Source organism: Arthrobacter sp. Leaf69, from assembly GCF_001422645.1.
GTDB lineage: Bacteria > Actinomycetota > Actinomycetes > Actinomycetales > Micrococcaceae > Arthrobacter.
In genome coordinates, this window is sequence record NZ_LMLR01000001.1 from 749,815 (window position 1) to 774,431 (window position 24,617).

Below are 24,617 nucleotides of genomic sequence, written 5' to 3' on the forward strand. Positions count from 1 at the left end.
CCGCGGCTTATCCACATACGGCGACGGGCACCCTTGCCCGCGCGCCCCGGCTCCTCTAGCTTTAACCCAATTGCAGCGCCCAGGGACAGGGCGGCAGTCATATTGGGGGCCATCGTGGAGGCTGTGCGCATTGTCGAGGACGAAGTCCGCGAGTTGATTCGCCGGCGCGGCCTCGACCCCTCGAGGCAGGCCGGTGAAGTCCGGCGCCTCGTCGAAGCAGCGGTCATGGACTATGACGAGCGGGCCCTGCTGGCGCCTCTCCCGCCCATCGGTCCGCTGGAGACCGCCCGGAGATTCGTCTTCGATGCCGTGGCCGGATTCGGCGCCCTGCAACCGCTCCTCGACGACCCCGCCATCGAGGAAATCTGGCTCAACGCTCCCAACGAGGTCTACGTAGCCCGTAACGGTGAATCTGAGCTGACGTCGGTCTCGTTCACGGACCAACAGGTCCGGGACCTCGTGGAACGGATGCTCAAGAGTTCGGGGCGCCGCCTCGATATGTCGTCCCCGTTCGTGGATGCGGCGCTGCCCGACGGTTCCCGCCTCCATGTGGTGATCCCGGATGTCACGCGGCGTCACTGGGCCATCAACATCCGCAAGTTTGTCGTGCGGGCGAGCCGGCTCGAACATCTCGTGGAGCTGGGCACGCTGACGTCCCAGGCTGCCCGGTTCCTCGGCGCCGCCGTGGCCAGCGGCCTGAACATCCTGGTCTCCGGCGCGACCCAGGCCGGCAAAACCACCATGCTCAACTGCCTGGCCGCAAGCATCGGAACCCGCGAGCGCGTCATCACCGTCGAGGAGATCTTCGAGCTGCAGTTTCCGCTGCGGGACGTGGTGGGACTGCAGTGCCGGCAGCCAAATCTGGAAGGCGAAGGCGAAATTCCCATGCGCCGCCTGGTCAAGGAAGCACTGCGCATGCGCCCCGACCGGCTGGTGGTGGGCGAGGTCCGGGAAGCTGAGAGCCTGGACATGTTGATCGCTTTGAATTCGGGCCTGCCGGGGATGTGCACGGTCCACGCGAATTCGGCCCACGACGCCGTCACGAAGATCTGCACCCTCCCCTTGCTTGCGGGCGAAAACATTTCCAGCGCCTTCGTGGTGGCGACGGTTGCTTCCTGCATCGATCTCGTGGTCCACTGCGCCCGGCAGGCCAACGGACGCCGGGAGGTGACGGAGATCCTGTCGTTGGGCCGACGGGTGGAAAACGGCATCATCGAGTCGTCCATGGTCTTCGCCCTGGCAGACGGACAGCTGCAACCCAAGGCCAACTCGATGCCGTCGGCGGAAAAGTTCGCCCGTTCGGGCTACGACGTCGCGCGCCTGCTGGAGCCGCGCTGATGGCGGCGATGCTCGGCATGCTCGCCGGCGCGGGCCTCCTGCTGATCTGGTGGTCCGCGTGGGAACGGCCCGGGAAGTTCCGGTCTGCCCCGCGGCGGAGCCGTCTCGAGGACCTGCTGCGGACCGCGGGAATCGAAAAGGTCAGCGGCCCCGGCCTGCTGGCGAGCTGCGTCGGCGTCGGCGTGTTCACCACGCTGGTGTTTTTCGCCGTGACCAAGTCGTGGCCCATCGCGGGCTGTTTTGGACTGTTTGGGGGCTGGCTGCCCATGGCCATCGTGAAATGGCGGGCGCGGAAGCGCGCCGCAGTGCTGCGCCAACTCTGGCCCGACGTCGTCGATCACCTGCGGTCGGCCATCAGGGCCGGTCTTTCGCTGCCGGAAGCCCTCATCCAGTTGGGCGACAAGGGTCCGGAGGAACTCCGCCACGTGTTCCGCCATTTTGGTTCAGACTACCGTTCGGGAGGGCAGTTCGATCCCTCACTCACGAGGCTGAAGGACCGTCTGGCGGATCCCGTGGCCGACCGGATCGTCGAGGCGCTCCGGCTGACCAGGGAAGTGGGCGGCTCGGATCTCGGCCGGCTGTTGGGCACCCTGGCGGAATTCCTCCGGGAGAGTGCACGCACCAGAAGCGAACTGGAAGCCCGGCAGTCCTGGACCGTCAACGCCGCCCGGCTCGCGGTCGCCGCACCCTGGATCGTCCTGGTGCTCCTGGCAAGCCGGCCCGAAGCAGTGGCCGCCTACAATACCCCGGTCGGCACCGCCGTCCTGCTGGGCGGCCTGTCGGTCTCCCTGATCTCCTATGCCGTCATGCTGCGCATCGGGGCGTTGCCGGAAGACGAGAGGGTGCTCCGGTGACCGCGCTCATGGCCGCCGCAGTGGCCTGTGGAGTAATCCTTGGCAGCGGTGTTTGGTTGTTGCTGGTCAGGCTGCCGTTTATGCGGCCGACCACGTTTGTTGACCGCATCGCGCCGCAGTTGAAGTCGCACAACCTGGAATCACGGCTCCTGCGCACGGTGCCGGGAAACATCACGCCGTTCGGACCCCTGGAACGGATCCTGCGGCCGGTCATCGGCGATGCCGTGACGTGGCTGGGGAGGTTGAACCCCGGATCCACGGCCTTGAGCCGCCGGCTGGCAAGGGCCGGAACCGACAAGTCGCCTGCCGATTTCCGGGCAGAACAGCTCCTGTGGGGCGCGGGCGGTTTTGTCGCGGCGGTCGGAGCAGTTGTACTTTTCGGTGCAGCCGGACGTTTCAGCCCCCTTCTCGCCGTTGTGCTGGTGCTTGGCAGCGCGGCCGGCGGCTACATGTTGCGCGATTACCTGCTGGGCGCCCAGGTCCGGAGGCGCGAGGCGCGCATGATGGCGGAGTTTCCCAGCATCGCCGAGCTTATGGCGCTCGCTGTCAGCGCAGGTGAGAGCGCTACGGGCGCCCTGGACCGGGTGTGCCGCAGCGCCCGGGGTGAGCTGTCCAAAGACTTTACCCGCGTGCTGGCGGAGACCAGGGCCGGGAAACCGCTCGTGGAAGCGCTGCAGGAGTTCTCGTCACGGACGGAGCTCGGACCCTTGCTCCGCTTCGTGGACGGGCTGATCGTGGCAGTGGAGCGGGGGACGCCCCTCGCCGATGTGCTGCGGGCCCAGGCCCAGGACGTCCGCGATACGGCAAAGCGCGAGCTCATGGAGTCGGCTGGAAAGAAGGAAATCGGCATGATGGTGCCCGTCGTCTTCGGCGTCCTGCCGCTGACGGTCGTGTTCGCGGTCTTTCCCGGCCTGGCCGCCATCAGCATGGGGTTGTAAGAGCACGGGGTAATAGGGAACGGGAACCGCACGGAAACAGCAGGCAAACCACCGAACCACCGAACCACCGAGAAAAGGGAGAACAGTGAAACAGATCCTGAACCGCATGGCGCTGGTGCTCTGCACTATCAACCTCGTGCCCGGGCAGGCCCGGGTGCACGCCGCCACTGGACCACAGTCCGGACGACCCGGCGATCACCGCGAGCGGGGCGATGTGCCGGGCTGGGTGATGATCACCCTGATGTCGGCCGTCCTCGTCGCCGCCCTCCTCGCGCTCGCCGGCCCGGCGCCGGAAGGACTCTTCAACCAGGCCATGGACAAGGTGGGGCAGTAGCACGTGCGGCGGCCCGCCGCCTGCCGGGGCCATACGGACGAACGGGGTTCGGCGGTGGTGGACTTCGTCCTTGTGGGCGGACTGCTGACGCTGTTCTTCCTTGCCATCGTCCAGCTCACCCTGGTGCTCCATGTTCGGAACACCCTGATCGACGCCGCGGCCTCGGGCGCCAGATACGGCACCCTCGCGGACCGCGGCGCCGGGGATGCCAGGGACCGGACCGCGCAGCTGATCGGGGTGGCGCTCAACCCTGAGTTCGCCACGGACGTGACCACGGGCGAAGTCACATACCAAGGAATCCGGACCCTGGAGGTCACAGTCCGCGCGCCGTTGCCCGTCATCGGGCTGATCGGTCCCCGCGCCGTCCTGGAGGTGAAGGGGCATGCGGCCATCCAGCCCTGACGCAACGGACCGGCGGGAGCAAGGGAGCGCGGTCGTCGAATTCACATTCCTGTCCCTCCTGCTGATGGTGCCGTTGGTCTACTTCATCATCACGATGGGCCAGCTGCAGGGCGGCTCCTTCGCGGTGGTCGGCGCCGCGGACCAGGCTGCAAAGGTGTTCGTTGCCCAGCCTGACGCCGCCGGCGGGCGGGCCGCCGCCGAGCAGGCCGTTCTCGTGGCGCTCGCCGACCACGGGCACCCCGCGGCGAATGCCCGGGTCGAGACGAGTTGCGCCCCGGCGGACTGCATGGCTGCCGGCTCGGCGGTCACGGTCACTGTGCACCTGACGGTGCCGTTGCCGTTCGTCCCGTTCAGCGAGGCCCTCCACTTGAACGCGGGGCAGCTGAGCGCCTCGGCCACGCAACTGGTGGGCCGCTTCCGGTGACGGCGTCCTTGCGTCCGCCGCGGAACCCGGCAGCCCGCACCGAGGACGGGCAACTGATGGTGCCGATCATCGGCTTTGTCCTGCTGGCCCTGTTGCTGGCCACCGTTGTCACGGCTGCCTCCAGCGTCTACATCGAGCACAAGAAGCTCCTCTCGCTGGCCGACAGCGCTTCCGTGGCGGCCGCGGACAGTTTCACCCTCGGACAGCTCGAAACCGCCGGCGGCAGTCCCACCGCCGTCCTGACCGGCGCGCGTGTGCGCGGCGCCGCCGTCGAGTTCCTGGACCGCAGCAGCGCGTTCGCACGGTTCAGCGGCCTGGCCGTCGGGCCAGGGACGGGCAGCCCGGACGGTTCCACCGCCGTTGTGGTGCTTAGTGCCGCCGTGCACCCGCCCGTGGTCAGCTTCCTGGTTCCGGACGGGATCAGGATCGAGGCCAGCTCGACGGCGCGTTCCCGGCTCACCCGGTAGCTCCGCCGCCGGCCCGGACCCGGCTCGGACCCGGCCCGGACCCAACCCGGACCCGGCCAGGCCGGCCGGCCAGGACCCGGCCAACCCGGACCCGGCCGGACCCGGCCCTGCCTCAAGTCCGGGCGGCCCGCGCGGATAGCGTAGGCTTAAAAAACCATGGCAAACATTGATTTTCCCGCAGAAATCCGCGCCCTGCGCGCCACCTACGCCTCGATCGAGAACGTTTCGAATGTCGAGGCGCTGAAGGAAGACATCGCCGAACTCAGCGAACGGGCCGGCGAACCCAATCTGTGGGACGACCCCGCGGCCGCCCAGGTGATCACCTCGAGGCTCTCGCACCGCCAGTCCGAGCTGGCCCGCCTGGACTCCCTCACGGCCCGGATCGACGACCTCGAAGTCCTCGTGGAGCTGGGCCAGGACGAGGACGACGCCGACTCCATGGGGGAGGCCGCCACCGAACTGGAATCGATCCGCAAGGCGTTGAAAGACCTTGAAGTGGTGACCCTGCTGTCCGGCGAGTTCGACGAGCGCGAAGCGGTGGTCACCATCCGCGCCGGCGCCGGGGGAGTGGACGCCGCGGACTTTGCCGAGATGCTGATGCGGATGTACCTGCGCTGGGCCGAACGCCACGGCTACCCGACCACCATCATGGACACCTCCTACGCCGAAGAAGCCGGACTGAAGTCCGCCACGTTCGAGGTCAAGGCCCCCTATGCCTACGGCACGCTCAGCGTCGAGGCCGGCACGCACCGGCTGGTCCGGATCAGTCCCTTCGACAACCAGGGCCGCCGCCAGACCTCGTTCGCCGCCGTCGAGGTCATCCCGCTGATCGAGCAGACCGACTCCATCGACATCCCGGACAACGAGATCCGCGTCGACGTCTTCCGGTCCTCCGGCCCGGGAGGCCAGTCCGTTAACACCACGGACTCCGCCGTGCGCCTGACCCACATCCCCACCGGCACGGTGGTGTCCATGCAGAACGAGAAGTCCCAGCTGCAGAACCGTGCGGCCGCCCTGCGCGTGCTGCAGTCCCGGCTGCTGCTGCTGAAGAAGGAACAGGAGGACGCCGAGAAGAAGGCGTTCGCCGGCGACGTCAAGGCCTCCTGGGGCGACCAGATGCGCTCGTACGTCCTGAACCCGTACCAGATGGTCAAGGATCTCCGCACGGAACACGAGGTGGGCAACACCTCGGCCGTGTTCGACGGCGAGATCGACGACTTCATCGACGCCGGCATCCGCTGGCGGACCGACAACCGCAACGCGGACAAGTAAACGACAACCGTAACGCGAACAAGTAGCACCATCCGCCTCTTGCGTCACACCTGTCCCTCCGGTCTAATCCTGCGACACGCCCCCGCACTCGGGCCGATCCGCCGGGGCCCGTGCGTATAGTCGAGAAGCCGGAGCTCTACTTCCCCCACTAGAAAGCCCGCGCACCGGCAGCAGAACTGGGCCGTACCCGTCCACGTCTGCAGGGTACTTAGGGCCATGATCCGTTTCGAAAATGTCACCAAGGTCTATGACCAGAAGGCGCGACCCGCGCTGGATGCGATCAACCTTGAGATCGACCGTGGCGAATTCGCCTTCCTGGTCGGGGCCTCGGGCTCCGGCAAATCGACCTTCCTGCGCCTCGTCCTCAAGGAGGACCGCGCTTCCTCCGGCGCCGTGTACGTGGCCGGGCAGAACGTCGCCAACATCTCCAGCTGGCGCGTCCCCAGGCTCCGCCGCGGGATCGGCGTCGTGTTCCAGGACTTCCGCCTGCTGCCGCAGAAGACCGTCTTCGCCAACGTCGCCTTCGCCATGCAGGTCATCGGGAAGAGCCGCAGCGTCATCCGCGAGACCGTGCCGGAGGTCCTCAAGACCGTCGGCCTCGAAGGCAAGGAAAACCGCCTTCCGCACGAACTCTCCGGCGGTGAGCAGCAGCGCGTGGCGATTGCCCGCGCCGTTGTCAACCGCCCGGGCATCCTGCTGGCGGATGAGCCCACCGGCAACCTGGACCCCACCACCTCCATGGGCATTATGGGTGTGCTGGACAAAATCAACCAGAACGGTACCACTGTGGTCATGGCCACCCACGACGATGACATCGTCAACGAGATGCGCAAACGCGTTGTTGAACTCCGCAACGGCGTCATCATCCGCGACGAGGCCAAGGCCCTCTACACCTCCATGATTCCGGTGGTGGGACAGTCACGCCGGCTGCGGGATGCCAGCGGGCGGGACGCCCAACCCGTCACCACCCGGGCCGAAGCCCGCGCCGCAGCGGAGCACCAGCTGTGAGGCTCCAGTTCATCCTCGCCGAGATCGCCAGCGGCCTGCGCCGCAACCTTTCCATGGTGGTCTCCGTCATCCTGGTGACGTTTGTGTCCCTGACCTTCGTCGGCGCCGCCGGCATGCTGCAGCTGCAGATCAACCAGATGAAGGGCTACTGGTACGACAAAGTCCAGGTTGCCATCTTCCTCTGCAGTGACGGTTCGACGGCGGCCGGCTGCGCCACCGGCCCCGTCACCGCGGAACAGCAGGAAAACCTGCGGAAGGTCCTGGCTTCCCCCGCGGTGGCCCAGTACGTCAACGACTTCCAGTTTGAGTCCAAGGACGACGCCTACAAGCACTTCAAGGAACAGTTCTCCAATTCCCCGATCGTCGACTCGGTGACGCCGGACCAGCTCCCGGCTTCCTTCCGGATCAACATGAAGGATCCGGAGAAGTACCAGATCATCAGCGAGACCTTTTCGTCGCAGGCCGGCGTCGAAACCGTGATCGACCAGCGCCAGCTCCTGGAACGGCTCTTTTCCGTCATGAACGCCGCCTCCCTCGTGGCCGTGAGCGTCGCCGGCGTGATGATCGTCTGTGCCATCCTGCTCATCGCCACCACCATCCGGCTGTCGGCCTTCAGCCGGCGACGGGAAACCGGGATCATGCGCCTCGTCGGGGCGTCGAAAATGGTGATCCAGCTGCCGTTCATCCTCGAGGGCGTGATTGCCGCCGTGATTGGCGCCGCGCTGGCGTCGGGAACGCTGTGGGCCGTGGCGCACTTCTTCCTCGGCGGCTATCTGTCCAAGCAGTATCCTGACACCGCCTTCATCTCCGCAGGTCAGACGCTGATTCTGGTGCCGGCCCTGATCGGCCTCGGTGTTCTGCTGGCAGGCGTATCATCTCTGCTGACCCTCCGTCGATACTTGCGGGTCTAGCATGCGCAACGAAAAGGGAATGCCCATGACACCGATGCACCAGCCCGCCCCGAACCCGAGTTCGGCCCGGCTCCGCGTGGCCGGCCGCCGCAGCCGCCTCGTCAGCGCCACACTGGCGCTCGTCCTGGCGGCGAGCATGGGCGCATCATCCCCGGTCGCGTTCGCCGACACCCTCGAGGACCAGCAGGCCGCCCTCCGCGACGAAGCCGCCAAGGTCCAGCATTCCCTGGAGTTCGTGGACTCCCGGATCGCCAAGACCGCCTCGGACCTCGTCGTTTACCAGGGCAGGCTTCCCGGTGCGCAGCAGGCCCTGCTGGACGCCCAGGGCCGCGTCGCCACCGCGGTCAAGGAAGCCGAGGCCCTCGCCGCTCGCGTGGATCTGGCTCAGCAGAACAAGGCCAAGATCACCCAGCAGCTCGAGACGGACCAGAAGAAGATTGCCGGCACCAGGAAGCTGATCGGACAAATCGCCACCCAGGCCTACAAGTCCGGCGGCGTGCCCTCCAACCTCTCGTTGTTCTTCGGCTCCAACGAGGGCGGGAGCCTCACGGACACCATCGACCTCGCCGACCAGGCGATGCGCAGCCAGAACGCCGCGATGGACAAACTCACCCAGCAGAACGCCACCAACGTCAACTCGCAGGCCCGCCTCGAAGCGGTGGAAGGCGAGATCAAGGACCTCAAGGCGAAGGCCGATGCCGCGCTGGCACGCGAACAGGCTGCCCGTGACGAGGCGGAAGCCAAGAAGGCCCAGGTGGACAAGCTGATCGCCGACACCACCCGGCTTGAGGGGGAGCTCCAGGCCGCGAAGCCGGGAATCCAGCGCCAGCTCGCCCAGGTCAAGACTCGGCAGGATGCTGTCGCGGCCGAAATCGTCGAACGTGACCGCAAGCTGCGCGAAGCCTGGGAAGCCGAGCAGCGCCGCATCGCCGAGGCTGCCGCTGCCGCGGCCGCTGCGGCTGCCAGGGCCCGGGGCCAGGCTGCGGCCAAGCCGGCCCCGTATGTCCCCGCCCCGCCGGGACCCCCGTCAGCCTTCGGGTTGCGCCACCCGTTCAACGGCGTCCCGATCAGCTCCGGCTTCGGATGGCGCGCCACCCCGCCGGGCACCATCGACTTCTACGGCCAGGGCGGCTACATGCACACCGGCATCGACTTTGCCGCCGCCTGCGGCACGCCCGTCTACGCCGCGGCGGCCGGTACGGTGTTCTCTGCCGGCTGGGCCAACGACGGCGGCGGCAACAACGTGAAGATCTCCCACGGCGTCGTCCAGGGCAACTCGCTGACCACCGTTTACTACCACAACTCCAGCGTGGTGGTCTCCGCCGGGCAGCAGGTCAGCCAGGGGCAGCTGATCGCCTATTCGGGAACCACCGGCAACTCCACGGGGTGCCACTCGCACTTCGAAACCTGGCTCAACGGCCGGGCCGTTGACCCCATGAACCTGCTCTGATCAGCCCGGAGCGGACGCCTCCCGGCAGCCCGGCTCCTCTGCCGTAAACTGGAAAGAGCCTGCGCCGCCCCGGCATAGGGCCCACCCATCGATCCAAGGAGTTCTACCGTGCCGAAAGAAAGTGGCCGTAAGGTAGTGGCCACCAACCGCAAGGCCCGGCACGACTACCACATCCTCGATACCTACGAGGCCGGGATCGCGCTCATGGGGACGGAAGTGAAGTCCCTCCGCGAGGGCCACGCCTCCATGGTGGACGGCTTCTGCACCTTCTACAACGACGAGCTGTGGATGGAGGGCATCCATATCCCCGAGTACCACCAGGGGAGCTGGACCAACCATGCCGCACGCCGCCGCCGGAAATTGCTGCTGCACCGCGACGAGCTCACCAAGATCTCGCACAAGATCCGCGAATCAGGCTTCACCATCGTCCCCCTCCAGCTGTACTTCCTGGATGGCCGGGCCAAGGTGGAGATCGGCGTCGCCCGCGGCAAGAAGGAATACGACAAGCGCCAGACCCTGCGCGAGCAGCAGGACAAGCGCGAGGCCCTGCGCGTTATGCGTGAGCGGAACCGGCGCTGACGGACCTGCCGCGGGCCGCGGGAATGATTTCCCGCAGGGGTGCGTTATGCTTGATAGTCCGGGAAGGTCCGGCGCAGGATCCGCAGCACAGCTGCACCAGGGTTCAGCGGCAGACCTGGCCGGTTTGATAAAAAAATACGGGGATGATCGGTTTCGACGATGTTAGTCGCGACAGGTGAAGCGGGCCGAGGATGCAGAATTATCTCGTAAACGCTGTCTGCAAACCAATAAGTGCCGAATCAAAACGCACTGACTTCGCTCTCGCTGCCTAAGCAGTAAGACAGTCCGTCAGCCCGAGGTTGCTATTGCCCCGGATCCTGGCGTCATTTAGATAGCCACTGCTGTTTACCTCCGTCATCGGGGTGAACGGGACTCTTAGATGACTGGGCCCGGATCGGCCAGCTGTTTGCAGCATGGCCGGGGCCGAGAAAATCCGACGCAAACTGCGCCCGGAGAAGCCCTGACAACACGACATCGGACGGGGGTTCAATTCCCCCCATCTCCACCATCGGAGCCCCGGAAACGGTGCTCCACCCCGTAAAGTCACACACAAAAGGCCGGAAGCCTCAGCTTCCGGCCTTTTGCTTTGCCCTGGCGCTGAATCAGCGCTTCTTGATGTGGGCAACGGGGTCCGCGTGCGTCTCCGCGACGTTCTTGGACTTCTTCTCGGCCCGTTTTTCCTTGATGGTTTTCACGGGCTTCTTGACCGCGCTCCGGTGCGGCGTTTTGTCAGGCATGTGGGCGCTCCCTAACAGCAGGGGGCCGGGATGGCCCCGTGCTACTAAGTTACGCCTCGGGCACCGCAACGTCCACGATGCCGACGAAGCGGCTGCCGACGCCCTCGTACTCGCTGCGGACCAGGCCGGAGCCGACGCCGGGAACCTCGTACGGGGCGTGGTGAGCGCAGCACACATAGGTGAAGTCCGGCCACCACTTCTTCGGCCGGGCCGCCTCCGAGAACCCGCAGACCGCGCACGTCAGCTGGACCCAGACCGGACGTTTGCCGGTCCGGTTGGCTTTGGACTGCACCAGCCACGCCGGCGGGTTGTCCAGGAGGTCGCCGAGCTCGGCGTCGGTGAGCCGGGGCGGGATGCCGTGACGGTGGGCCATTTCCAGCGGAATATCAAGGATCTGGGCAGCAACACGACGGGTAATCATCCTTCAACGATACGGGATGGGAGGGGACGTAATCCGCCCGTGGGGGCCGGGGTTACCCTCGTCACAGAGCTGTGATGGCCAGCCCGAGCGCTGCCGCGGCCAGGCCTGCGGTGAGGTTGGCGGCGATGTTGAGGACGGCGGCGCGGTAGCGCGTCTCACTCACCAGCCGCACGGTGGCGGTGGTCCAGGAGCTGAAGGTGGTCAGGCCGCCCGCCAACCCGGTCGCGAGAGCGGTCTGCCATTCGGCGCCCAGCCCCAGCCGGGCTGTCAGCCCCACTGCGGCGCCGATGATGAAGGAGCCGGCCACATTGACCGCGAGCGTCGCCCAGGGCCAGTGCGGATGGCGCCCCGGGTGGTGCGCAAACCAGGAGTCGACGGCGAAGCGCAACAGGGCGCCCGCGACGCCGAAGGCTCCCACCAGCACGGCGGTGATCACGATGCCCCGCCGGCCACGTCCGCGAGGGTTTTGCCGGTCTTCCACCCGGCGGCCGCGGCGCCGAGGCCCAGGACCAGAGAGAGCGCAAGATAGGCCAGCCAGCTGGCATGGAAGCCGCCGCGGATCTGCTGGTCAATGGTGAACACCACCGCGGAGAAGGTCGTGAAGGAGCCCAGCAGCCCGGGGCCAAGGCCGGCGCGCAGCCAGAAGGCGGTCTTGGGCCGTGCGATCCAGATTGTGGTGAGGGTCGCGAGGACAAAACTTCCGACGACGTTAATCACCAGGGTGGTCCAGGGGACGCTGCCCGCGGTCTCGGGGAACACCACCCCGGCCCCGTAGCGCAGTTCCGTCCCGATCAGCCCGCCGACGGCGACCGCCGCCCACGCCCGCCAGCCCGGCAGTCCAGCCGGCACTGCAGTCCGCATTCAGCGCAGCTCCAGACTGCAGCCGGGATGGACCGCCTCGCTGTGGACCCAGAGTGCGGAGGCGACTTCCTCGGGGAGATCGAACTCGCGCCGGGCCGTCCCGGAACCGATGCGCACCATCAGGGCGCCACCGAAGGGCTTCCGGCCCAGCACCTCGACGTCGGCGTCCAGCGCGATTTCCTCGGCGGAAAGGTAGCGCAGCAGCTCGGGGTTTTCGTCGCTGATGCGGGTGATCAGGCCGGTGTGGCCGTCATCGAGTTCGCTCATCCGGTGAGCCGCGGGCATCTGGACTGAACCATCCGCGGCCGGGATCGGATCGCCGTGCGGATCCCTCGCCGGGTTCCCGAGCTTCGCTGCCATCCGTTCGATGAAGGTGTCCGAGACGGCATGCTCCAGGAGTTCGGCTTCGTCGTGGACCTCGTCCCAGCGGTAGCCGAGCTCCCGCACGAGGAACGTTTCAATGAGCCGGTGCCGCCGCACCATGGACAGTGCCAGCCGGACGCCGTCGGACGTCAGCGTGATGGCGCTGTAGGGCTGGTGGTCAACCAGGCCCTGGTCCTTGAGCTTGCGGACCATCTCGGAGACCGACGAGTTCGCGACGCCGAGGCGCTGGGCCAGCTGCGTGGAGGTGATGGGCTTGTCCTGCCACTCCGTGAAGGAGTAGATGACCTTGACGTAGTCCTCGATCGAGGAGGAGGGCAGACTGGTCTTCACAGCCTCAAGCCTACCGTCAGGCGGCGCTGGCGGTGTCAGGCCCTGACTGCCCGCCAGCTCTGTGTCAGGTAGGGGAGCGGGAGGAGCTCGCGGGGGTCGTGGCCCAGATGTTCGTGGAGGTACCAGTCGAGGTTGCCCAGCACCTTGGCGCGGGTGGCCTCGCCGGCCGCCAGGTAGTAGCTGCGGGACTTTGTCAGCTCCATGATGTCGGCGGTGCGCACCGGATCTTCCCATCGGGTGAGGTGGCTCTCCAGACCGGCGAATTCCGGGCCCACCGGCGGAGTGAAGTGCGGTTTGTGGACATCGCCGGCGTGCATGATGCGCGAGAGCCGGTGCACCCACGGAACGGAGGTGTCCAGCTGGTTCCAGACCAGCCCCAGGACACCGTGGGGGCGGAGGATCCTGGCGATCTCCGAGCTGGCCAGGACCGGATCGCACCAGTGCCACGCCTGGGCGACGGTGACGAGGTCGAAAGCCCCGGCGGGAAGTCCCGTGTGCTCCGCGGTACCCTCGACGGCGGTGACGTCCGGGAGCGTCCTGCGCAGCTGCTCCAGCATGTCTGTGGACGGGTCCACCGCCACCGCGTGCAGGCCGCGTCCGGCCAGCAGCGCCGTGAACTTGCCCGTTCCGGCACCGAGGTCCGCGGCATCCTTGGCGCCGGCGGGAATCAGCCAGTCGGCGGAATCGCCGGGGTAGCCCGGGCGGACGCGTTCGTAGTGTTCCCCGCCGTCCCGGAAGCTCTGCCCGAGCTCCTGGCGGCGTTCCTGATGCAGTTTGGGGCCACCGCGCGCCACGTGCGATCTCCTTCGGCAGGTCCGGATGGGTACCTTTCGAATTTACCGCACGCGGCAGGGGCCGCGGCTCCTCACCGCAGAGTCAGTCCAGGGTGCAGGGGGCCGCGCCCGCGGTGCCGGGCGTGTTGGGTGCCCAGTGCGGGTAGGTGCGGGTGTCGTTGGACGGGACCCAGCGTCCCGCGTCCACCACATAGTCCCAGCCCAGGCCGGTCTGGCGTAGCTGCTGGAGTGCGGTGAGCAGCCGCTTGGCGTCCTCCAGCCGGGAACCCAGGCCGAAGCTTGCCCGCAGCGAACCGGAAGGCAGCCCGAGCCGCCGGAGCAGGGGGTGCGCGCAGAAGCGGCCGTCGCGCAGCCCGATGCCGTGTTCGGCCGACAGGTACGCCGCGACCAGGCCCGCGTCGTAGCCCTCGAGGGAGAAATTGACGACGCCGATCGTGCCGGTGCCAGCACCGCCCCCCGGCCCCTCGACTGTTGGAGCGTCGAAAGAAGCACTGTCCGAGAAGATCTGGTGCACGGTCACGCCGTCGATCCGGGCGAGGCCCTCGACCAGGAAGGACCGAATGGCGTTTTCGTGCGCGTGCCACTGGTCCACGTCAAGATCGGCGATCACTTGGGTGGCCCGGGCCAGGGTGGCCGCGCCGAGGACATTGGGCGAGCCGCCTTCGTGCCGGGCGGGCCCGGTGGTCCAGCTGACCGTGTCGATCCGGGCGTCCTGCACGGCTCCGCCGCCGGCCAGGTGCGGCGTGCCGGCGTCGAGCCAGTCCGGACGGCCCACCAGCACCCCGGCGCCGAAAGGTGCGTAGAGCTTGTGCCCGGAGAAGGCGAGGTAGTCGACGTCGTCCGCGGCGATGTCGATCCGCCGGTGCGGCGCCAGCTGGGCGGCGTCGACGACGATCCGGGCGCCGTATTCGTGGGCCAGGGCTGCCAGTGCCCGGATCGGCAGGACCTCACCGGTGACGTTGGAGGCGCCGGTGACGGCGAGCAGGCTGACGCCGCCGTGGGCGAGTTCCCCACGGAGGAGGTCCAGCGTGCCGGCGAGGGTGGGTGCGGCAATGACACTGCGGTGCGGCACGCCCTGCCACGGCAGGAGATTGGCGTGGTGTTCGATGTCGAGGTAGAGCACGTCGCCGCTGTGCACGCCGTCGACGACGGGCAGGCAGCCGGCCAGCAGGTTCAGGGAATCCGTGGTGTTGCGGGTGAAGATCACCGCGTCGTCCGGGCGGCCGCCCACGAAATCGCGGACAATAGTGCGCGCATTCTCGTAGACGGACGTGCTGATCTGGGAAGCGTAGCCGGCCCCGCGGTGGACGCTGGCGTAGAACGGCAGGATTTCGTTGAGGTAGGCCGAAACGACGGAGAGCGCGGGGGCCGAGGCGCCGTAGTCCAGGTTCGCGTAGCGGATGTGGCCGCCCTGGATCAGCGGCGCCTGGATCTCGGCGCCCGTCACTGCGGCCAGCGGCCGGCGGGCGATGGCGGACCGTGTCTCGGGGCCGGCCTGGGCGTCGGCGGCGTGGCGTTCGGTGGTGGCGGGAATGGTGGCAGTCGTCATGGGACCTCGCTCGAAAAGGACCCCACATGCCGGGGATCCGCGCTTGCCGGGTCCGTTCCGGACCGGCCAGGTCGTCACCCGGGGCACCCCGCCGCGAAAGGAGGGTTGCCGGCCAGCAAACCGGGGTTTCGCGCTGGCACTCGTGACCTGCTTCGAGCCTAGGACATTCCCCGTTCCGGCGGAAAGGAGCCGGCTGAATGTGAAGCTGTTTGTTACGCGCGGCAGGTCGCGGCGGGAGCAGCGATCCCGGCTGGCGGCCGCATCAGGAGCTGGAAGGTTGAACAGCTTCCGGGGCATCCGGCGCCCGGGCCGCGGGTTCCGCCGCAGACCGGAGCGGCTGGTTCGGGCGCCGTTTCTTCAGTCGCTTCGGCGGGCACACGGGCCGGCCCGGCCGGGTTCCCGCTCACAGCGGTTCTCCGGCTGTCGGCCTGGACGCTGAGGCCGAACAGCGCCTCGAGCGCTGCGGTGTAGTCGTCTTGCCGGCCGAGGGCGGCGAGCTCCCGGGCGCGGACCGTCGGGGTATGGAGCAGGCGCCGGAGCAGGTGCCGGAGGGCGAGGTTGACGTCGTCAGCCGAGGCGACCCGGCCACGCTGTTTGCCGACGCGTTCCATTTCGCTGCGGAGGACCTGATGGAGGTGCTCGCGCAGGGCCACGACGGCCGAGTCCACGGCGCGGACCGCATCCTGTTCCTCGAAGCGGACGGCCGCCTGCCGGACCAGGGCGCGGGCGTGGCGCAGCGCTTCGGCGTCGGCCGGGGGAGCAGCGAGGTGGACTGATTCCAGCGTGATGAGCTCCACTCCCGGCAGTTCCGCCACCTGCGGGTCGAAATCATGGCTGGGCGCCAGGTCAATGACGGTGAGCGGACGGTCCGCACCCACACGCCAGCGCGCGAGGGCGGCAGCATCGATGCGGGCCCCTGAACCGCTGCAGCCAATGACAAGGTCAGCCCCGGCAACGGCTGCCGGCAGCTGCCGGGCGGAGACGGCGCGGCCTCCCCGGGCCGCCACGAAAGCATCCGCGCGGCCGGAGTGGGAGAAGACCGAGATGTCGGAATATCTGCGGGTTTTCAGCAGCTCCACCACACACCCGGCGTAAGCACCGGTACCGAGGAGAACGGCCGACGTTCCGGCGGCGGCAAGGTCCAGGGCAACAGCAGCGATGGATCTGCCGGCGCTGCCGAGCGCGGTCTGTGCCCCCACGTCCTTGGCCGTTCGGGACGCGGCCTGGAACAGCCTGCCCAGCCGCCCGCTGGCGGTTCCGGCGGCCTGTGCGTCGGCGAGGGCTCGGCGGACCTGGCCTGCGACTTCACGCTCACCCACCACCACCGAATCCAGGCCGGCGGCAACGGCGAAGAGATGTTCGACGGCGGCGGCTCCCCGGAGCTCCTCGAAAAGGGCCGCCAGATGGATCATCGGCAGCCCGGAGCAGAGGACGACCGCATCGAGGATGTCCCCGCGCGCGGCGTCGAGGCCCGCCAGGGACGGGAGCTCGCAATAGATTTCGAACCGGTTGCAGGTGGACAGGACTACGGATGCGGAGATGCGCGCCCCGTCGGAGACAAGACCGGAGACAAGACCGGAGACAAGACCGGAAACAAGGTGCGGCGCAAGTCGGGCGGACGCGCTGTGCAGGGCGGCGGCGGATTCCGGGCCCAGGTCCCGGTATTTCGCCACGAGCACCAGCAGTATGGGGCCGGTCCCGGCAGTGCCACGATTCGAGGCGTGAAGTGCGTTAGACAAGGCTGCTCTCCTCCCAAAAAGATGCCCTACCCTAGAGGCCGCCGTCGGGCCGCCGTCTTGGACAGAATTGTGCAGGGAGGTTGGGGAATCCTTGGGAACAGTTGCTAGAGCAGGTCGTCCAGCCCCGGGTTGAGCCGTTTGAGGACCTCGGAGTGCAGGATGGAGTTGGTGGCCAGGGCGTTCCCGCCGAAGGGGCCGTCCTCACCTTCCAGGGACGTGAAGCGCCCGCCGGCCTCGGTGACGATCGGCACCAGCGCCGCCATGTCGTAGAGGTTCAGTTCGGGCTCGCAGGCGATGTCGACGGCGCCTTCGGCCACGAGGCAGTAGGACCAGAAGTCCCCGTAGGCGCGGGTGCGCCAGACTTCCTCGGTCAGGCCCAGGAACTCATCGAGGTTGCCGCGCTGCTTCCAGCCGCCCAGGCTGGAGTAGGACAGCGAGGCGTCCGAGAGTTCGGAGATGTTGGACACCTTCAGACGGGTGGCGGCCGCCAGCGAACGGCCCGTGTAGGCCCCGGCGCCCTTGGCGGCCCACCAGCGCTTGCCCAGCGCGGGGGCGCTTACGACGCCGACCACAGGCTCGCCTTCGTCGACGAGGGCGATCAGCGTGGCCCAGACGGGGACGCCTCGGACGAAGTTTTTGGTCCCGTCAATGGGATCGATGATCCACCGGCGGGAGCCGTGGCCGGAACTGCCAAACTCCTCGCCGAGCACGGCGTCGCGCGGACGGGAGCGGGACAGCTGGCCGCGGATGGCTTCCTCGGCCGACTTGTCGGCGTCGGTCACCGGCGTCAGGTCCGGCTTCGTCTCGATCCGAAGGTCGAGCGCCTTGAAGCGGCTCATGGTCTGGGAATCTACGGAATCTGCCAGTACATGGGCAAGGCGCAGGTCATCGTTGTAGCTTGAAGCGGGTTGACTCATGGTTCCAAACTACCGTCAAAGCGTGCGGGGGAGCGGTAGGCGGCACCGCGGCCGGCTACGAGACGGTGCCCAGTTCCTTGACGTCCTGGGCTTCCATCCGCGGGTCCGTCCCCAGCAGGCGGCGGAGGGATGCGAGCCGGGCCGGGCCGGATTCGCCTGCATGGCCGGCGGCCACCCAGGCGTCCACGCCGCAGTTGACGGCGCTGGAATCATGCTTGCAGCCCCGCTCGCAGTCGTCGGTGCCCGGCTCGAGGTCCGGGAAGGACCGCAGGATCCGGTCCGGGTCCACGTGGGCCAGTCCGAAGGAGCGGATGCCCGGGGTGTCGATGATCCAGCTGCCCGAGGGCGCATCGTTGACCTTGAGCGCCAGGGCCGAGGAGGACGTGTGGCGGCCGCGCCCGGTGACGGCGTTGACGCCGCCGGTGGCGCGCTCGGCGCCCGTCAGGGCGTTAACCATCGTGGACTTCCCGACGCCGGAATGGCCGATCATGACGGTGACCTTCCCATCGAGGTGGCCGCGCAGCTGTGAGACGGCATCCTTGTCCAGCCGGGCGGACAGTCCGTCGTCCGAACGGGCATCGATACCGGAGGCGGCGGAGTCCGCCGTCTTGGAGATGATCACCGGGAAGGCCAGGTGCTGGTAGTTGGAGAGGAGTTCCGCGGGATCCTTGACATCGGCCTTGGTGACGAGCAGCAGGGGCTCGATTCCGGCGTCGTACGCGGCCACGAGGGCCCGGTCGATGAACCCGGTCCTTGGCTCCGGATTGGCGGCCGCCACCACAATCACCAGTGTGTCGGCATTGGCGACGACGGCGCGCTCGATCGGATCCGTATCGTCGGCGCTGCGCCGCAGCAGGGTCTTGCGGTCCTGGATCTTGACCAGCCGGGCCAGGGTGTCGGGTTCACCGGTGACGTCGCCCACCAGGGAGACGAAGTCGCCGGCGACCACGGGGTTGCGGCGCAGTTCCCGGGCGCGGGCGGCGATGATCTTGCGCTCCTCGGGTGTGCCTTCGGCGACCACGGCGGTGTAGCGTCCCCGGTCAACGGTGATGATCCGCCCGGTCACGGCGTCGTCGTAGCTGGGCCGGTCCTTGGTGCGGGGCCGGGTGCCCTTCTTGTTGGGGCGGATCCGGACGTCGGATTCGTCCCAGGAATCAGTGCTGCGGGCCACCGGCCGGGTCCTTCCCTGCGGGTGCGCCCTGGGCCAGCATGGACTCCCACAGCTGCGGGAAGTCCGGCATGGTCTTGGCCGTCGTGGCAATGTCCTCGACCTCGACACCCGGTACGGCCAGGCCAAGGATGGCGCCGGCCGTGGCCATGCGGTGGTCGGCATAGCTGTGGACCACGCCGCCGTGCAGCGGCGCGGGCCGGATGATGAGGCCGTCGCTGGTCTCCTCGGCGTCGCCGCCCAGCCGGTTGATCTCGGCCACGAGGGCGGCGAGCCTGTCCGTTTCGTGGCCGCGGAGGTGGGCGATGCCGCTCAGCCGTGACGGTCCCGTGGCGAGGGCGCACAGGGCGGCGACGGTGGGGGCGAGTTCACTGGTCTCGTCGAAGTCGGCGCCCTTGATGTCGGGGCCGCCGGTGACGGTCAGGGTGCCGTCCGTCAGTGTGACGGTGGCGCCCATCGCGGCGAGGATGCCGCGCCAGAGGTCACCCACCTGCGTGGTCTCCGCCGGCCAGTTGGGGATCCGCACGGTCCCGCGGGTGGCGAGGGCCGCAGCGAGGAACGGCCCGGCGTTGGAGAGGTCCTGTTCGATCCGCTGGTCAAAGGCGCGGATCGGACCGGGGGAGACAACCCAGTGGTTCGGGCGGGAATCGTCCACGGCCACTCCGACGCCGCGCAGCACGGCCACCGACATGTTGATGTGGTCCAGGCTCGGCACCGGCTTGCCTGAGTCTTCGCTGCTGCGGTGTTCCAGGTGGAGCCCCTCGGTGAAGCGGGCTCCGGCCAGCAGCAGGGCGGACACAAACTGCGAGGAGGCGCTGGCGTCGATCACGAGGTGCCCGCCGCGCACTTCGCCCGTGCCCTCGACGGCGAACGGCAGCGACGACGCCGGACCGCCGTCGGGCGCGCTGACGGCGACGCCCAGCCCGGTCAGCGCCTCGATAATGGTGCCCATCGGGCGCTTGCGCGCGTGCGGATCGCCGTCGAACAATGAATCTCCCCGGCGCAGGGCCGCGACGGGCGGCACGAACCGCATGACCGTCCCGGCCAGGCCGCAGTCGATCCCGGTCCTCGCCCCGGAGGCATCCAGCCGGATGGGCGTCACGGCCAGATCAGGACCGAAGGCGCCGTCGCCGGGAACCTCCGTGATGGTGGCCCCGAGCTGCCGCAGCGCCTCAATCATGAGGGCGGAATCCCTGGAGTGCAGGGGAGCACGCAACCTCGAGGGTCCGTCTGCGAGGGCCGCCAGCACGAGGTACCGGTTGGTCAGGGACTTCGATCCCGGGACGGTGACCGTCGCGTCGACGGGCTTTCCGGCGAACGGCGCCCGCCAGAGCGGAGCGGTGCCGGCCGGAACGGGGTGGGCGGCTGCGGAGGGGGTGGTGCCTGTCATTGCTGTCTTAGGCTCCAGCGGTGTGGTCTACGGCTTTGCGTACGGCCTTGTCGGCCTTCTTCCACTGCTTGCCGGTGGTCTTCCGGACGTCCGCGGCGAGGTGGCTGGCGTTCTTTTTGGCATCCGCGGCGAGGTGCTCGGCGCGCCAGGCCAGGCTGGGCCGGCCGTTTGTGTCCACGGCGGCCAGGAGCACGCCGCCGGTCAGCGAGACGTTCTTGAGCAGCTGCTTGCGGCGGGCATCGCGGCCGTCCTTGGAGGTGATGTCCGCGCTGCGCCATTCAACGTAGCCGTTAAGAGCGGAGATGACGGCCAGGACGGTGGCGGCCATGCGGGCTGACTTGCCGAGCGCGAAGAGGACGCCGGCTCCCACCTGGGTTCCGCCGATAACGCGGGCCAGGACCTTCTCGTTGGTCTGGAACGGCAGGGACTCGGCGGCGCGGCGCAGCAGGGGTGACAGCTGCGTCGCGGTGTCGTCCGCATTCTTGAGCTTGTCCATGCCTGCAAGGACGAAACTGGAGGCGAGCATGGGCCGGGCGAGAAAGCGGACAAAGGACATGAATTTCCTCCTGGATGGACGAGCCGCGGAATCAATGCGGGAGAACCGGTTCTAGTCTTGCACTTTTGTGGAATATTTGCCTGCCCGAGGGGGTTGTGGAAGACAGGTCCCGGCCGCCGGTTTGCGGCCTGACGATGATCTGGAGGACGGCTGGAGTAGGGGCCCAACGACCAACCGGACGACAGACAGAAAGGTGGAGATTTGATTCTTGTGGAGGACGCGCAGCGTGCTGCGGAACCGGTGGAGTTGTGGTCCATGGCCATGCAGGATGGCGCCGTGCCGGCAATTCCGGCCGCCCGCCGGAACGTGACAGTAGACTTGAAGGCAATGAGCACCATGGATCCGGCCGTTGCGGCCATGCACGAGGCTGCCGCCCAAGAGACGATCGTGGACGGGCAGGCACTGGACGTTGCGACTGAAACCCCGGAGGAACGCCGGGTAAGGTTCGAACGCGACGCCATGCAGTATGTCGACCAGCTGTACTCCGCGGCCATGAGGATGGCCCGGAATCCCGCCGATGCCGAGGACCTGGTCCAGGAGGCGTACACCAAGGCGTTCTCCGCATTCCATCAGTACAAGCCCGGCACCAACCTCAAAGCCTGGCTGTACCGCATCCTGACGAACACCTACATCAACCTCTACCGCAAGCGGCAACGTGAGCCGCTGCAGTCGAACTCCGACACCATCGAGGACTGGCAACTGGCCCGCGCGGAGTCGCACACGTCCTCGGGGCTGCGCTCGGCCGAGGCCGAGGCGCTGGACCACCTGCCGGATTCGGACGTCAAACGTGCGCTGCAGGCCATCCCGGAGGAATTCCGGCTGGCGGTGTACTTCGCCGACGTCGAGGGATTTGCGTACAAGGAAATATCCGACATTATGAACACCCCGATCGGGACCGTGATGTCCCGCCTGCACCGGGGCCGGAAAATGCTGCGGGACATGCTCGCCGACTACGCCGCCGAGCGCGGGTTCAAGGCTGCAGATGCCACCGCGGCGGCCGGAAGTAACAAACAGGAGAACAGGAAATGAGCGACTGCCAGGGACTGGGCGATTGCGACGACGCCCGGATGCAACGTATCTACGAGTATCTGGATGGTGCCCTTACGCACGAGGACATCTCCGAGATCAAGGACCACCTGGACGGCTGCCCCGAATGTTTTGAGCAGTACGACCTTGAGTGTGTGATCCGCGTGATGGTGAAGCGTTCCTGCACCGAGGCCGCCCCGGAGAACCTCAAGAATTCAATCCTTGACCGGATTCACTCGAGCAACCCCGTAGAGGCCTGACCCGGCGGGCTCCGCCCGTCTCCACGTTCCAGAAAACGAATGACCCCGGAAACCGTGAGGTTTCCGGGGTCATTCGCCTAAAGCCGTATTCCAAGCTTTGCTTAGGTGTTGGGGCGCTTGCCGTGGTTCGCGCCGCCACGCTTACGGTCACGACGTTTACGTGCACGCTTGCTCATAGCTGGCCTCCTTAATTTTTGGTACTCAAAAGAGCTGCCCTCAAGTCTCCCACATCAGGGCACCCGCCGCGAACCGGCCGACCGGGCGCGGGGGAGTGCATCACTCCAGGGAATTCCGGATGGAGATCCTGGCCTGGTCCAGCACCGTCTTGACCGTCTCCAGCGTTACGGGCGTGATCGGATGCCGGCCGCCGTGGCGGCGCAATTCCACCCGGATGTCGTCCCGGAACGCCTGCACCAGCATCTCCGCTTCCCGCAGCCGGCTGTCGCCCTCCTGCGAGTAGCGCTGGCCAGCCAGTGAGGCCACGGTTGATCCGGCAGCGCGGGCCGAGGAACGCGCGGCCTCGGCCGTTGCGGCAAGGTCCGCCCGGAGGCCGCGCATGTTGTCCTTGATGTCCTGCCGCAGATTGTCCGCGAGCCGCCGGACCGAGGCGGAAATGTCGTTTTCCACGCCGGCCAGCTCGTCCCGCCGGCTGTTGAGTTCCGCGAGTCCTGCCGGGGTGATGCTGTAGTAGGTCCGCCGGCCCTCGGCGTGCGTGGCCACCAGCCCTTCCTCCTCGAGCTTGCCAAGCCGCGGATAGATCGTTCCGGCGCTGGGGGAGTAGGTGCCACCGAACCGTTCGCTGAGCGCCTTGATGAGTTCGTAGCCGTGCTTGGGACCGGTCTCCAGCAGGGCGAGGAGATAGAGCCGCAGGGCCCCGTGGGCAAAGACCGGAGGCATCAGGGCCTCGTTTCGGTGTCCGTGCTCGGCTGGCCGTGGAAGACCGACGTCTTGCCCGACACGGAGTTGGTACGGACCAGCATGAGCTGGGTATCCGGCCCGGCGATGGTCTGTACGGCGCCGCCGGGCTGGTTGTACTTCGTGTGGTTGATGACGACGGCGCCGCTGGCGGACTTGGCGATGATGTCGACGCCGACGTCGTACGGCACGCGGATGGTGACGTCGCCCGAGACGGAATTGGCGCCAAAGTCCTGGGTAAAACCGTGCAGGTCGAAGCTCAGGTCACCGCTGACCGTGTTGGCGCGGATGTGGCTGAACTCGCCGGAGGCCGTGACTTCGCCCGAGACGCTCTTGGCTGTCAGCACACCGTGGTGGTTGCGGGCGATCACTTCGCCGCTGACAGTGCTGACGGCCAGATCCCCGGACGTGCCGTCGGCCAGGACGGAACCCGAGACCGTATTGAGCCGGGTGTGCCCGCTGATCCCGGACACCATGCCGTCCCCGCTGACCGTGCCGGCCTCGACCTCGACGCCGGCGGGCAGGGCAATGCTGATGACCACCGAGTTGCTGCTGCCGTTGTTGACGGTGTTCATCAGGTTCTTGAACCAGCCCTGCGGGCCATGAAGCTGGTGCCGGATCTCAAGGCGACCGTTGACCAGGCTGATGGCCAGCGGGTCCCCGGAGACCTCGGAGACCTCGATCCGGGCGACTGCCTCCTCATGCGTGACAATGTCGAATCGTCCCCGGACGATGCCGAGCTTGAGCGAACGGACGCCGTCGACGTCGATGGTCTGCGGACCGGTGACGGTCCAGTTGTCCTCTGCCCTGGTGTTCTCTGACATGGTTCCTCCGGGAAGGCGATACTTCAATGCGGATACTTGCGATATATCGTGACGATACAGTCACGATATATCGCCGCCTTCGGAGGGTCAAGATATATCGCGAATTTCCTGGCGGAGATTCGGGAGGCTCTACTCCGGCGTGTCCATGCCGAGCCACTGGAACCAGCCGCGGTGCAGCACGAGCCACGCCATGAGGCCGTAGCCGGCCTGGCCGGGCGTCCCGCCGTTGGCGGCTAGGTCCTGGCGCCACTGCTCGTGGTTGAGCAGCGGGGAGAACGTGTCGACGTAGAGGTGCTTGCGGCGGGTTGTGACGTCGGCGAAGGCGGTATTGAGCTCGCCGAGCCTGCGGTTCTGGGCCGGGTCCAGGGAGGGCGGCGGGCCCACGACAAAGACCTCGATCTTGTTCTGCGAGGCCGAGTCGAGGATGTTCGCGAGGTTGAGCCGGCTGCGGGCGGTCGACAGCCCAAACTCGATGTCGCGGCCGGAGAGGCCGATGACCAGGCGGTTCTCATGGTGGTTGTTGAACCGGCGGCCGGCTTCCTCGAGCCAGCGGGAGGCCAGGCCTTCCGTTCCCTCCTGCGGGCAGGGGAGGGAATAGCATTCGAGCGTCAGCCCGTCCTGCGGCGTGCGTGCCAGCACCCGGCCCAGCCAGCCGAGCGCCCGGGGATCACCCAGGCCGGCCAGCAGTTCATCGCCCACGGCTGCGATCCGCAGCTTTCGATCTTCCACGACTACCTCTTCACTCCAGAGCGTCCATTGAAACCGCCCC

Annotated in this window: 30 protein-coding genes, 1 other RNA gene and 1 riboswitch; of the genes, 15 read left to right on the forward strand and 16 right to left on the reverse strand. The window is 67.6% G+C overall.

Translation table 11 applies throughout. From position 1 onward, the window contains the following. Positions 1-114: 114 nt before the first annotated feature. The 13 genes from ASE96_RS03435 to ssrA all read left to right on the forward strand — a co-directional run bounded on the left by ASE96_RS03435 (position 115) and on the right by ssrA (position 10,485). The gene (locus ASE96_RS03435) at positions 115-1,338 is read left to right on the forward strand and encodes a CpaF family protein (protein WP_056426659.1); all 1,224 of its coding nucleotides are present in this window, start codon (positions 115-117) and stop codon (positions 1,336-1,338) included. Continuing rightward, complete coding sequence (locus tag ASE96_RS03440; RefSeq protein WP_056425930.1) at positions 1,338-2,192, forward strand: type II secretion system F family protein; 855 nt, start codon at positions 1,338-1,340, stop codon at positions 2,190-2,192. The genes ASE96_RS03435 and ASE96_RS03440 overlap by 1 nt, the downstream gene beginning before the upstream one ends. Further along, positions 2,189-3,130, forward strand: coding sequence for a type II secretion system F family protein (locus tag ASE96_RS03445; RefSeq protein ID WP_056425933.1), 942 nt, complete (start codon positions 2,189-2,191; stop codon positions 3,128-3,130). Before ASE96_RS03440 ends, ASE96_RS03445 begins: the two co-directional genes overlap by 4 nt. Before the next feature lie 85 nt (positions 3,131-3,215). Beyond that, positions 3,216-3,464 (forward strand): hypothetical protein, encoded by a 249-nt coding sequence (locus tag ASE96_RS03450; protein WP_235500091.1) that lies wholly within the window; start codon positions 3,216-3,218, stop codon positions 3,462-3,464. A gap of 3 nt (positions 3,465-3,467) precedes the next feature. Continuing rightward, positions 3,468-3,866: a TadE/TadG family type IV pilus assembly protein gene (locus ASE96_RS03455; RefSeq protein ID WP_056425937.1), complete on the forward strand. Its 399-nt coding sequence runs from the start codon at positions 3,468-3,470 to the stop codon at positions 3,864-3,866. Beyond that, positions 3,847-4,290, forward strand: a complete 444-nt coding sequence (locus tag ASE96_RS03460) for a hypothetical protein (protein ID WP_056425939.1) — start codon at positions 3,847-3,849, stop codon at positions 4,288-4,290. Before ASE96_RS03455 ends, ASE96_RS03460 begins: the two co-directional genes overlap by 20 nt. A gap of 56 nt (positions 4,291-4,346) precedes the next feature. Continuing rightward, a complete protein-coding gene (locus ASE96_RS03465) occupies positions 4,347-4,757 on the forward strand; it encodes a pilus assembly protein TadG-related protein (protein ID WP_056425942.1) in 411 nt (136 codons plus the stop codon). A gap of 156 nt (positions 4,758-4,913) precedes the next feature. Further along, a complete protein-coding gene (prfB, locus tag ASE96_RS03470; RefSeq protein ID WP_056425945.1) occupies positions 4,914-6,029 on the forward strand; it encodes a peptide chain release factor 2 in 1,116 nt (371 codons plus the stop codon). 216 nt (positions 6,030-6,245) lie between these two features. Continuing rightward, the gene (ftsE, locus tag ASE96_RS03475) at positions 6,246-7,037 is read left to right on the forward strand and encodes a cell division ATP-binding protein FtsE (RefSeq protein WP_056425948.1); all 792 of its coding nucleotides are present in this window, start codon (positions 6,246-6,248) and stop codon (positions 7,035-7,037) included. After that, positions 7,034-7,948, forward strand: a complete 915-nt coding sequence (gene ftsX, locus ASE96_RS03480; RefSeq protein WP_056425951.1) for a permease-like cell division protein FtsX — start codon at positions 7,034-7,036, stop codon at positions 7,946-7,948. The genes ftsE and ftsX overlap by 4 nt, the downstream gene beginning before the upstream one ends. A 34-nt stretch (positions 7,949-7,982) precedes the next feature. After that, the gene (locus ASE96_RS03485) at positions 7,983-9,398 is read left to right on the forward strand and encodes a M23 family metallopeptidase (RefSeq protein WP_056426663.1); all 1,416 of its coding nucleotides are present in this window, start codon (positions 7,983-7,985) and stop codon (positions 9,396-9,398) included. Positions 9,399-9,506: 108 nt separating this feature from the next. Continuing rightward, positions 9,507-9,977, forward strand: a complete 471-nt coding sequence (smpB, locus tag ASE96_RS03490; RefSeq protein ID WP_024367797.1) for an SsrA-binding protein SmpB — start codon at positions 9,507-9,509, stop codon at positions 9,975-9,977. A gap of 139 nt (positions 9,978-10,116) precedes the next feature. Further along, positions 10,117-10,485, forward strand: a transfer-messenger RNA (tmRNA) gene (gene ssrA, locus ASE96_RS18720). A 94-nt stretch (positions 10,486-10,579) separates the two neighbouring features. Here the strand turns inward: ssrA and ASE96_RS19695 are convergent. From ASE96_RS19695 to ASE96_RS03545, 12 genes are all read right to left on the reverse strand, one after another. Continuing rightward, positions 10,580-10,714 (reverse strand): hypothetical protein, encoded by a 135-nt coding sequence (locus ASE96_RS19695; RefSeq protein WP_260982379.1) that lies wholly within the window; start codon positions 10,712-10,714, stop codon positions 10,580-10,582. Between the two features lie 49 nt (positions 10,715-10,763). Beyond that, a complete protein-coding gene (locus tag ASE96_RS03495; RefSeq protein WP_056425954.1) occupies positions 10,764-11,135 on the reverse strand; it encodes a hypothetical protein in 372 nt (123 codons plus the stop codon). A 61-nt stretch (positions 11,136-11,196) separates the two neighbouring features. Continuing rightward, positions 11,197-11,571, reverse strand: a complete 375-nt coding sequence (locus tag ASE96_RS03500) for a fluoride efflux transporter FluC (protein WP_056425957.1) — start codon at positions 11,569-11,571, stop codon at positions 11,197-11,199. Then, positions 11,568-11,996, reverse strand: coding sequence for a fluoride efflux transporter FluC (locus ASE96_RS03505; RefSeq protein WP_056425960.1), 429 nt, complete (start codon positions 11,994-11,996; stop codon positions 11,568-11,570). The genes ASE96_RS03500 and ASE96_RS03505 overlap by 4 nt, the downstream gene beginning before the upstream one ends. After that, the gene (locus ASE96_RS03510; protein WP_056425963.1) at positions 11,997-12,710 is read right to left on the reverse strand and encodes a metal-dependent transcriptional regulator; all 714 of its coding nucleotides are present in this window, start codon (positions 12,708-12,710) and stop codon (positions 11,997-11,999) included. A gap of 35 nt (positions 12,711-12,745) precedes the next feature. Continuing rightward, positions 12,746-13,504 carry a class I SAM-dependent methyltransferase gene (locus ASE96_RS03515; RefSeq protein ID WP_056425967.1) on the reverse strand — a complete coding sequence of 253 codons (759 nt, stop codon included), beginning with the start codon at positions 13,502-13,504 and terminating at the stop codon, positions 12,746-12,748. Positions 13,505-13,586: 82 nt separating this feature from the next. After that, positions 13,587-15,053 (reverse strand): aminotransferase class V-fold PLP-dependent enzyme, encoded by a 1,467-nt coding sequence (locus ASE96_RS03520; protein ID WP_056425971.1) that lies wholly within the window; start codon positions 15,051-15,053, stop codon positions 13,587-13,589. Positions 15,054-15,087: 34 nt separating this feature from the next. Further along, positions 15,088-15,201: riboswitch (SAM riboswitch) on the reverse strand. Positions 15,202-15,265: 64 nt separating this feature from the next. Then, on the reverse strand, positions 15,266-16,792 hold the full coding sequence (locus tag ASE96_RS03525; RefSeq protein WP_235500093.1) for a glutamyl-tRNA reductase: 1,527 nt from the start codon (positions 16,790-16,792) through the stop codon (positions 15,266-15,268). Positions 16,793-16,896: 104 nt separating this feature from the next. Then, positions 16,897-17,709 carry a histidinol-phosphatase gene (gene hisN, locus ASE96_RS03530; RefSeq protein ID WP_056425973.1) on the reverse strand — a complete coding sequence of 271 codons (813 nt, stop codon included), beginning with the start codon at positions 17,707-17,709 and terminating at the stop codon, positions 16,897-16,899. Positions 17,710-17,764: 55 nt separating this feature from the next. Next, positions 17,765-18,880 (reverse strand): ribosome small subunit-dependent GTPase A, encoded by a 1,116-nt coding sequence (gene rsgA / locus ASE96_RS03535; protein WP_056425976.1) that lies wholly within the window; start codon positions 18,878-18,880, stop codon positions 17,765-17,767. Continuing rightward, positions 18,864-20,267, reverse strand: coding sequence for a 3-phosphoshikimate 1-carboxyvinyltransferase (aroA, locus tag ASE96_RS03540; RefSeq protein ID WP_056425977.1), 1,404 nt, complete (start codon positions 20,265-20,267; stop codon positions 18,864-18,866). Before aroA ends, rsgA begins: the two co-directional genes overlap by 17 nt. Before the next feature lie 7 nt (positions 20,268-20,274). Continuing rightward, a complete protein-coding gene (locus tag ASE96_RS03545) occupies positions 20,275-20,823 on the reverse strand; it encodes a DoxX family protein (protein ID WP_056425980.1) in 549 nt (182 codons plus the stop codon). Positions 20,824-21,078: 255 nt separating this feature from the next. On the opposite strand from ASE96_RS03545, the gene ASE96_RS03550 reads away from it, so the two are divergent. Further along, a complete protein-coding gene (locus ASE96_RS03550; RefSeq protein ID WP_056426664.1) occupies positions 21,079-21,852 on the forward strand; it encodes a sigma-70 family RNA polymerase sigma factor in 774 nt (257 codons plus the stop codon). Then, positions 21,849-22,109, forward strand: a complete 261-nt coding sequence (gene rsrA / locus ASE96_RS03555; RefSeq protein ID WP_056425983.1) for a mycothiol system anti-sigma-R factor — start codon at positions 21,849-21,851, stop codon at positions 22,107-22,109. Before ASE96_RS03550 ends, rsrA begins: the two co-directional genes overlap by 4 nt. A gap of 101 nt (positions 22,110-22,210) precedes the next feature. Here rsrA and ASE96_RS19785 read toward each other — a convergent pair whose 3' ends face one another. From ASE96_RS19785 to ASE96_RS03570, 4 genes are all read right to left on the reverse strand, one after another. After that, a complete protein-coding gene (locus tag ASE96_RS19785; RefSeq protein ID WP_369299106.1) occupies positions 22,211-22,285 on the reverse strand; it encodes a 50S ribosomal protein bL37 in 75 nt (24 codons plus the stop codon). A gap of 100 nt (positions 22,286-22,385) precedes the next feature. Then, on the reverse strand, positions 22,386-23,006 hold the full coding sequence (locus ASE96_RS03560) for a PadR family transcriptional regulator (protein ID WP_056425986.1): 621 nt from the start codon (positions 23,004-23,006) through the stop codon (positions 22,386-22,388). Further along, the gene (locus tag ASE96_RS03565; protein WP_056425989.1) at positions 23,006-23,848 is read right to left on the reverse strand and encodes a DUF4097 family beta strand repeat-containing protein; all 843 of its coding nucleotides are present in this window, start codon (positions 23,846-23,848) and stop codon (positions 23,006-23,008) included. Before ASE96_RS03565 ends, ASE96_RS03560 begins: the two co-directional genes overlap by 1 nt. 129 nt (positions 23,849-23,977) lie before the next feature. Further along, the gene (locus ASE96_RS03570) at positions 23,978-24,577 is read right to left on the reverse strand and encodes a GDSL-type esterase/lipase family protein (RefSeq protein ID WP_082492545.1); all 600 of its coding nucleotides are present in this window, start codon (positions 24,575-24,577) and stop codon (positions 23,978-23,980) included. Positions 24,578-24,617: the final 40 nt, after the last annotated feature.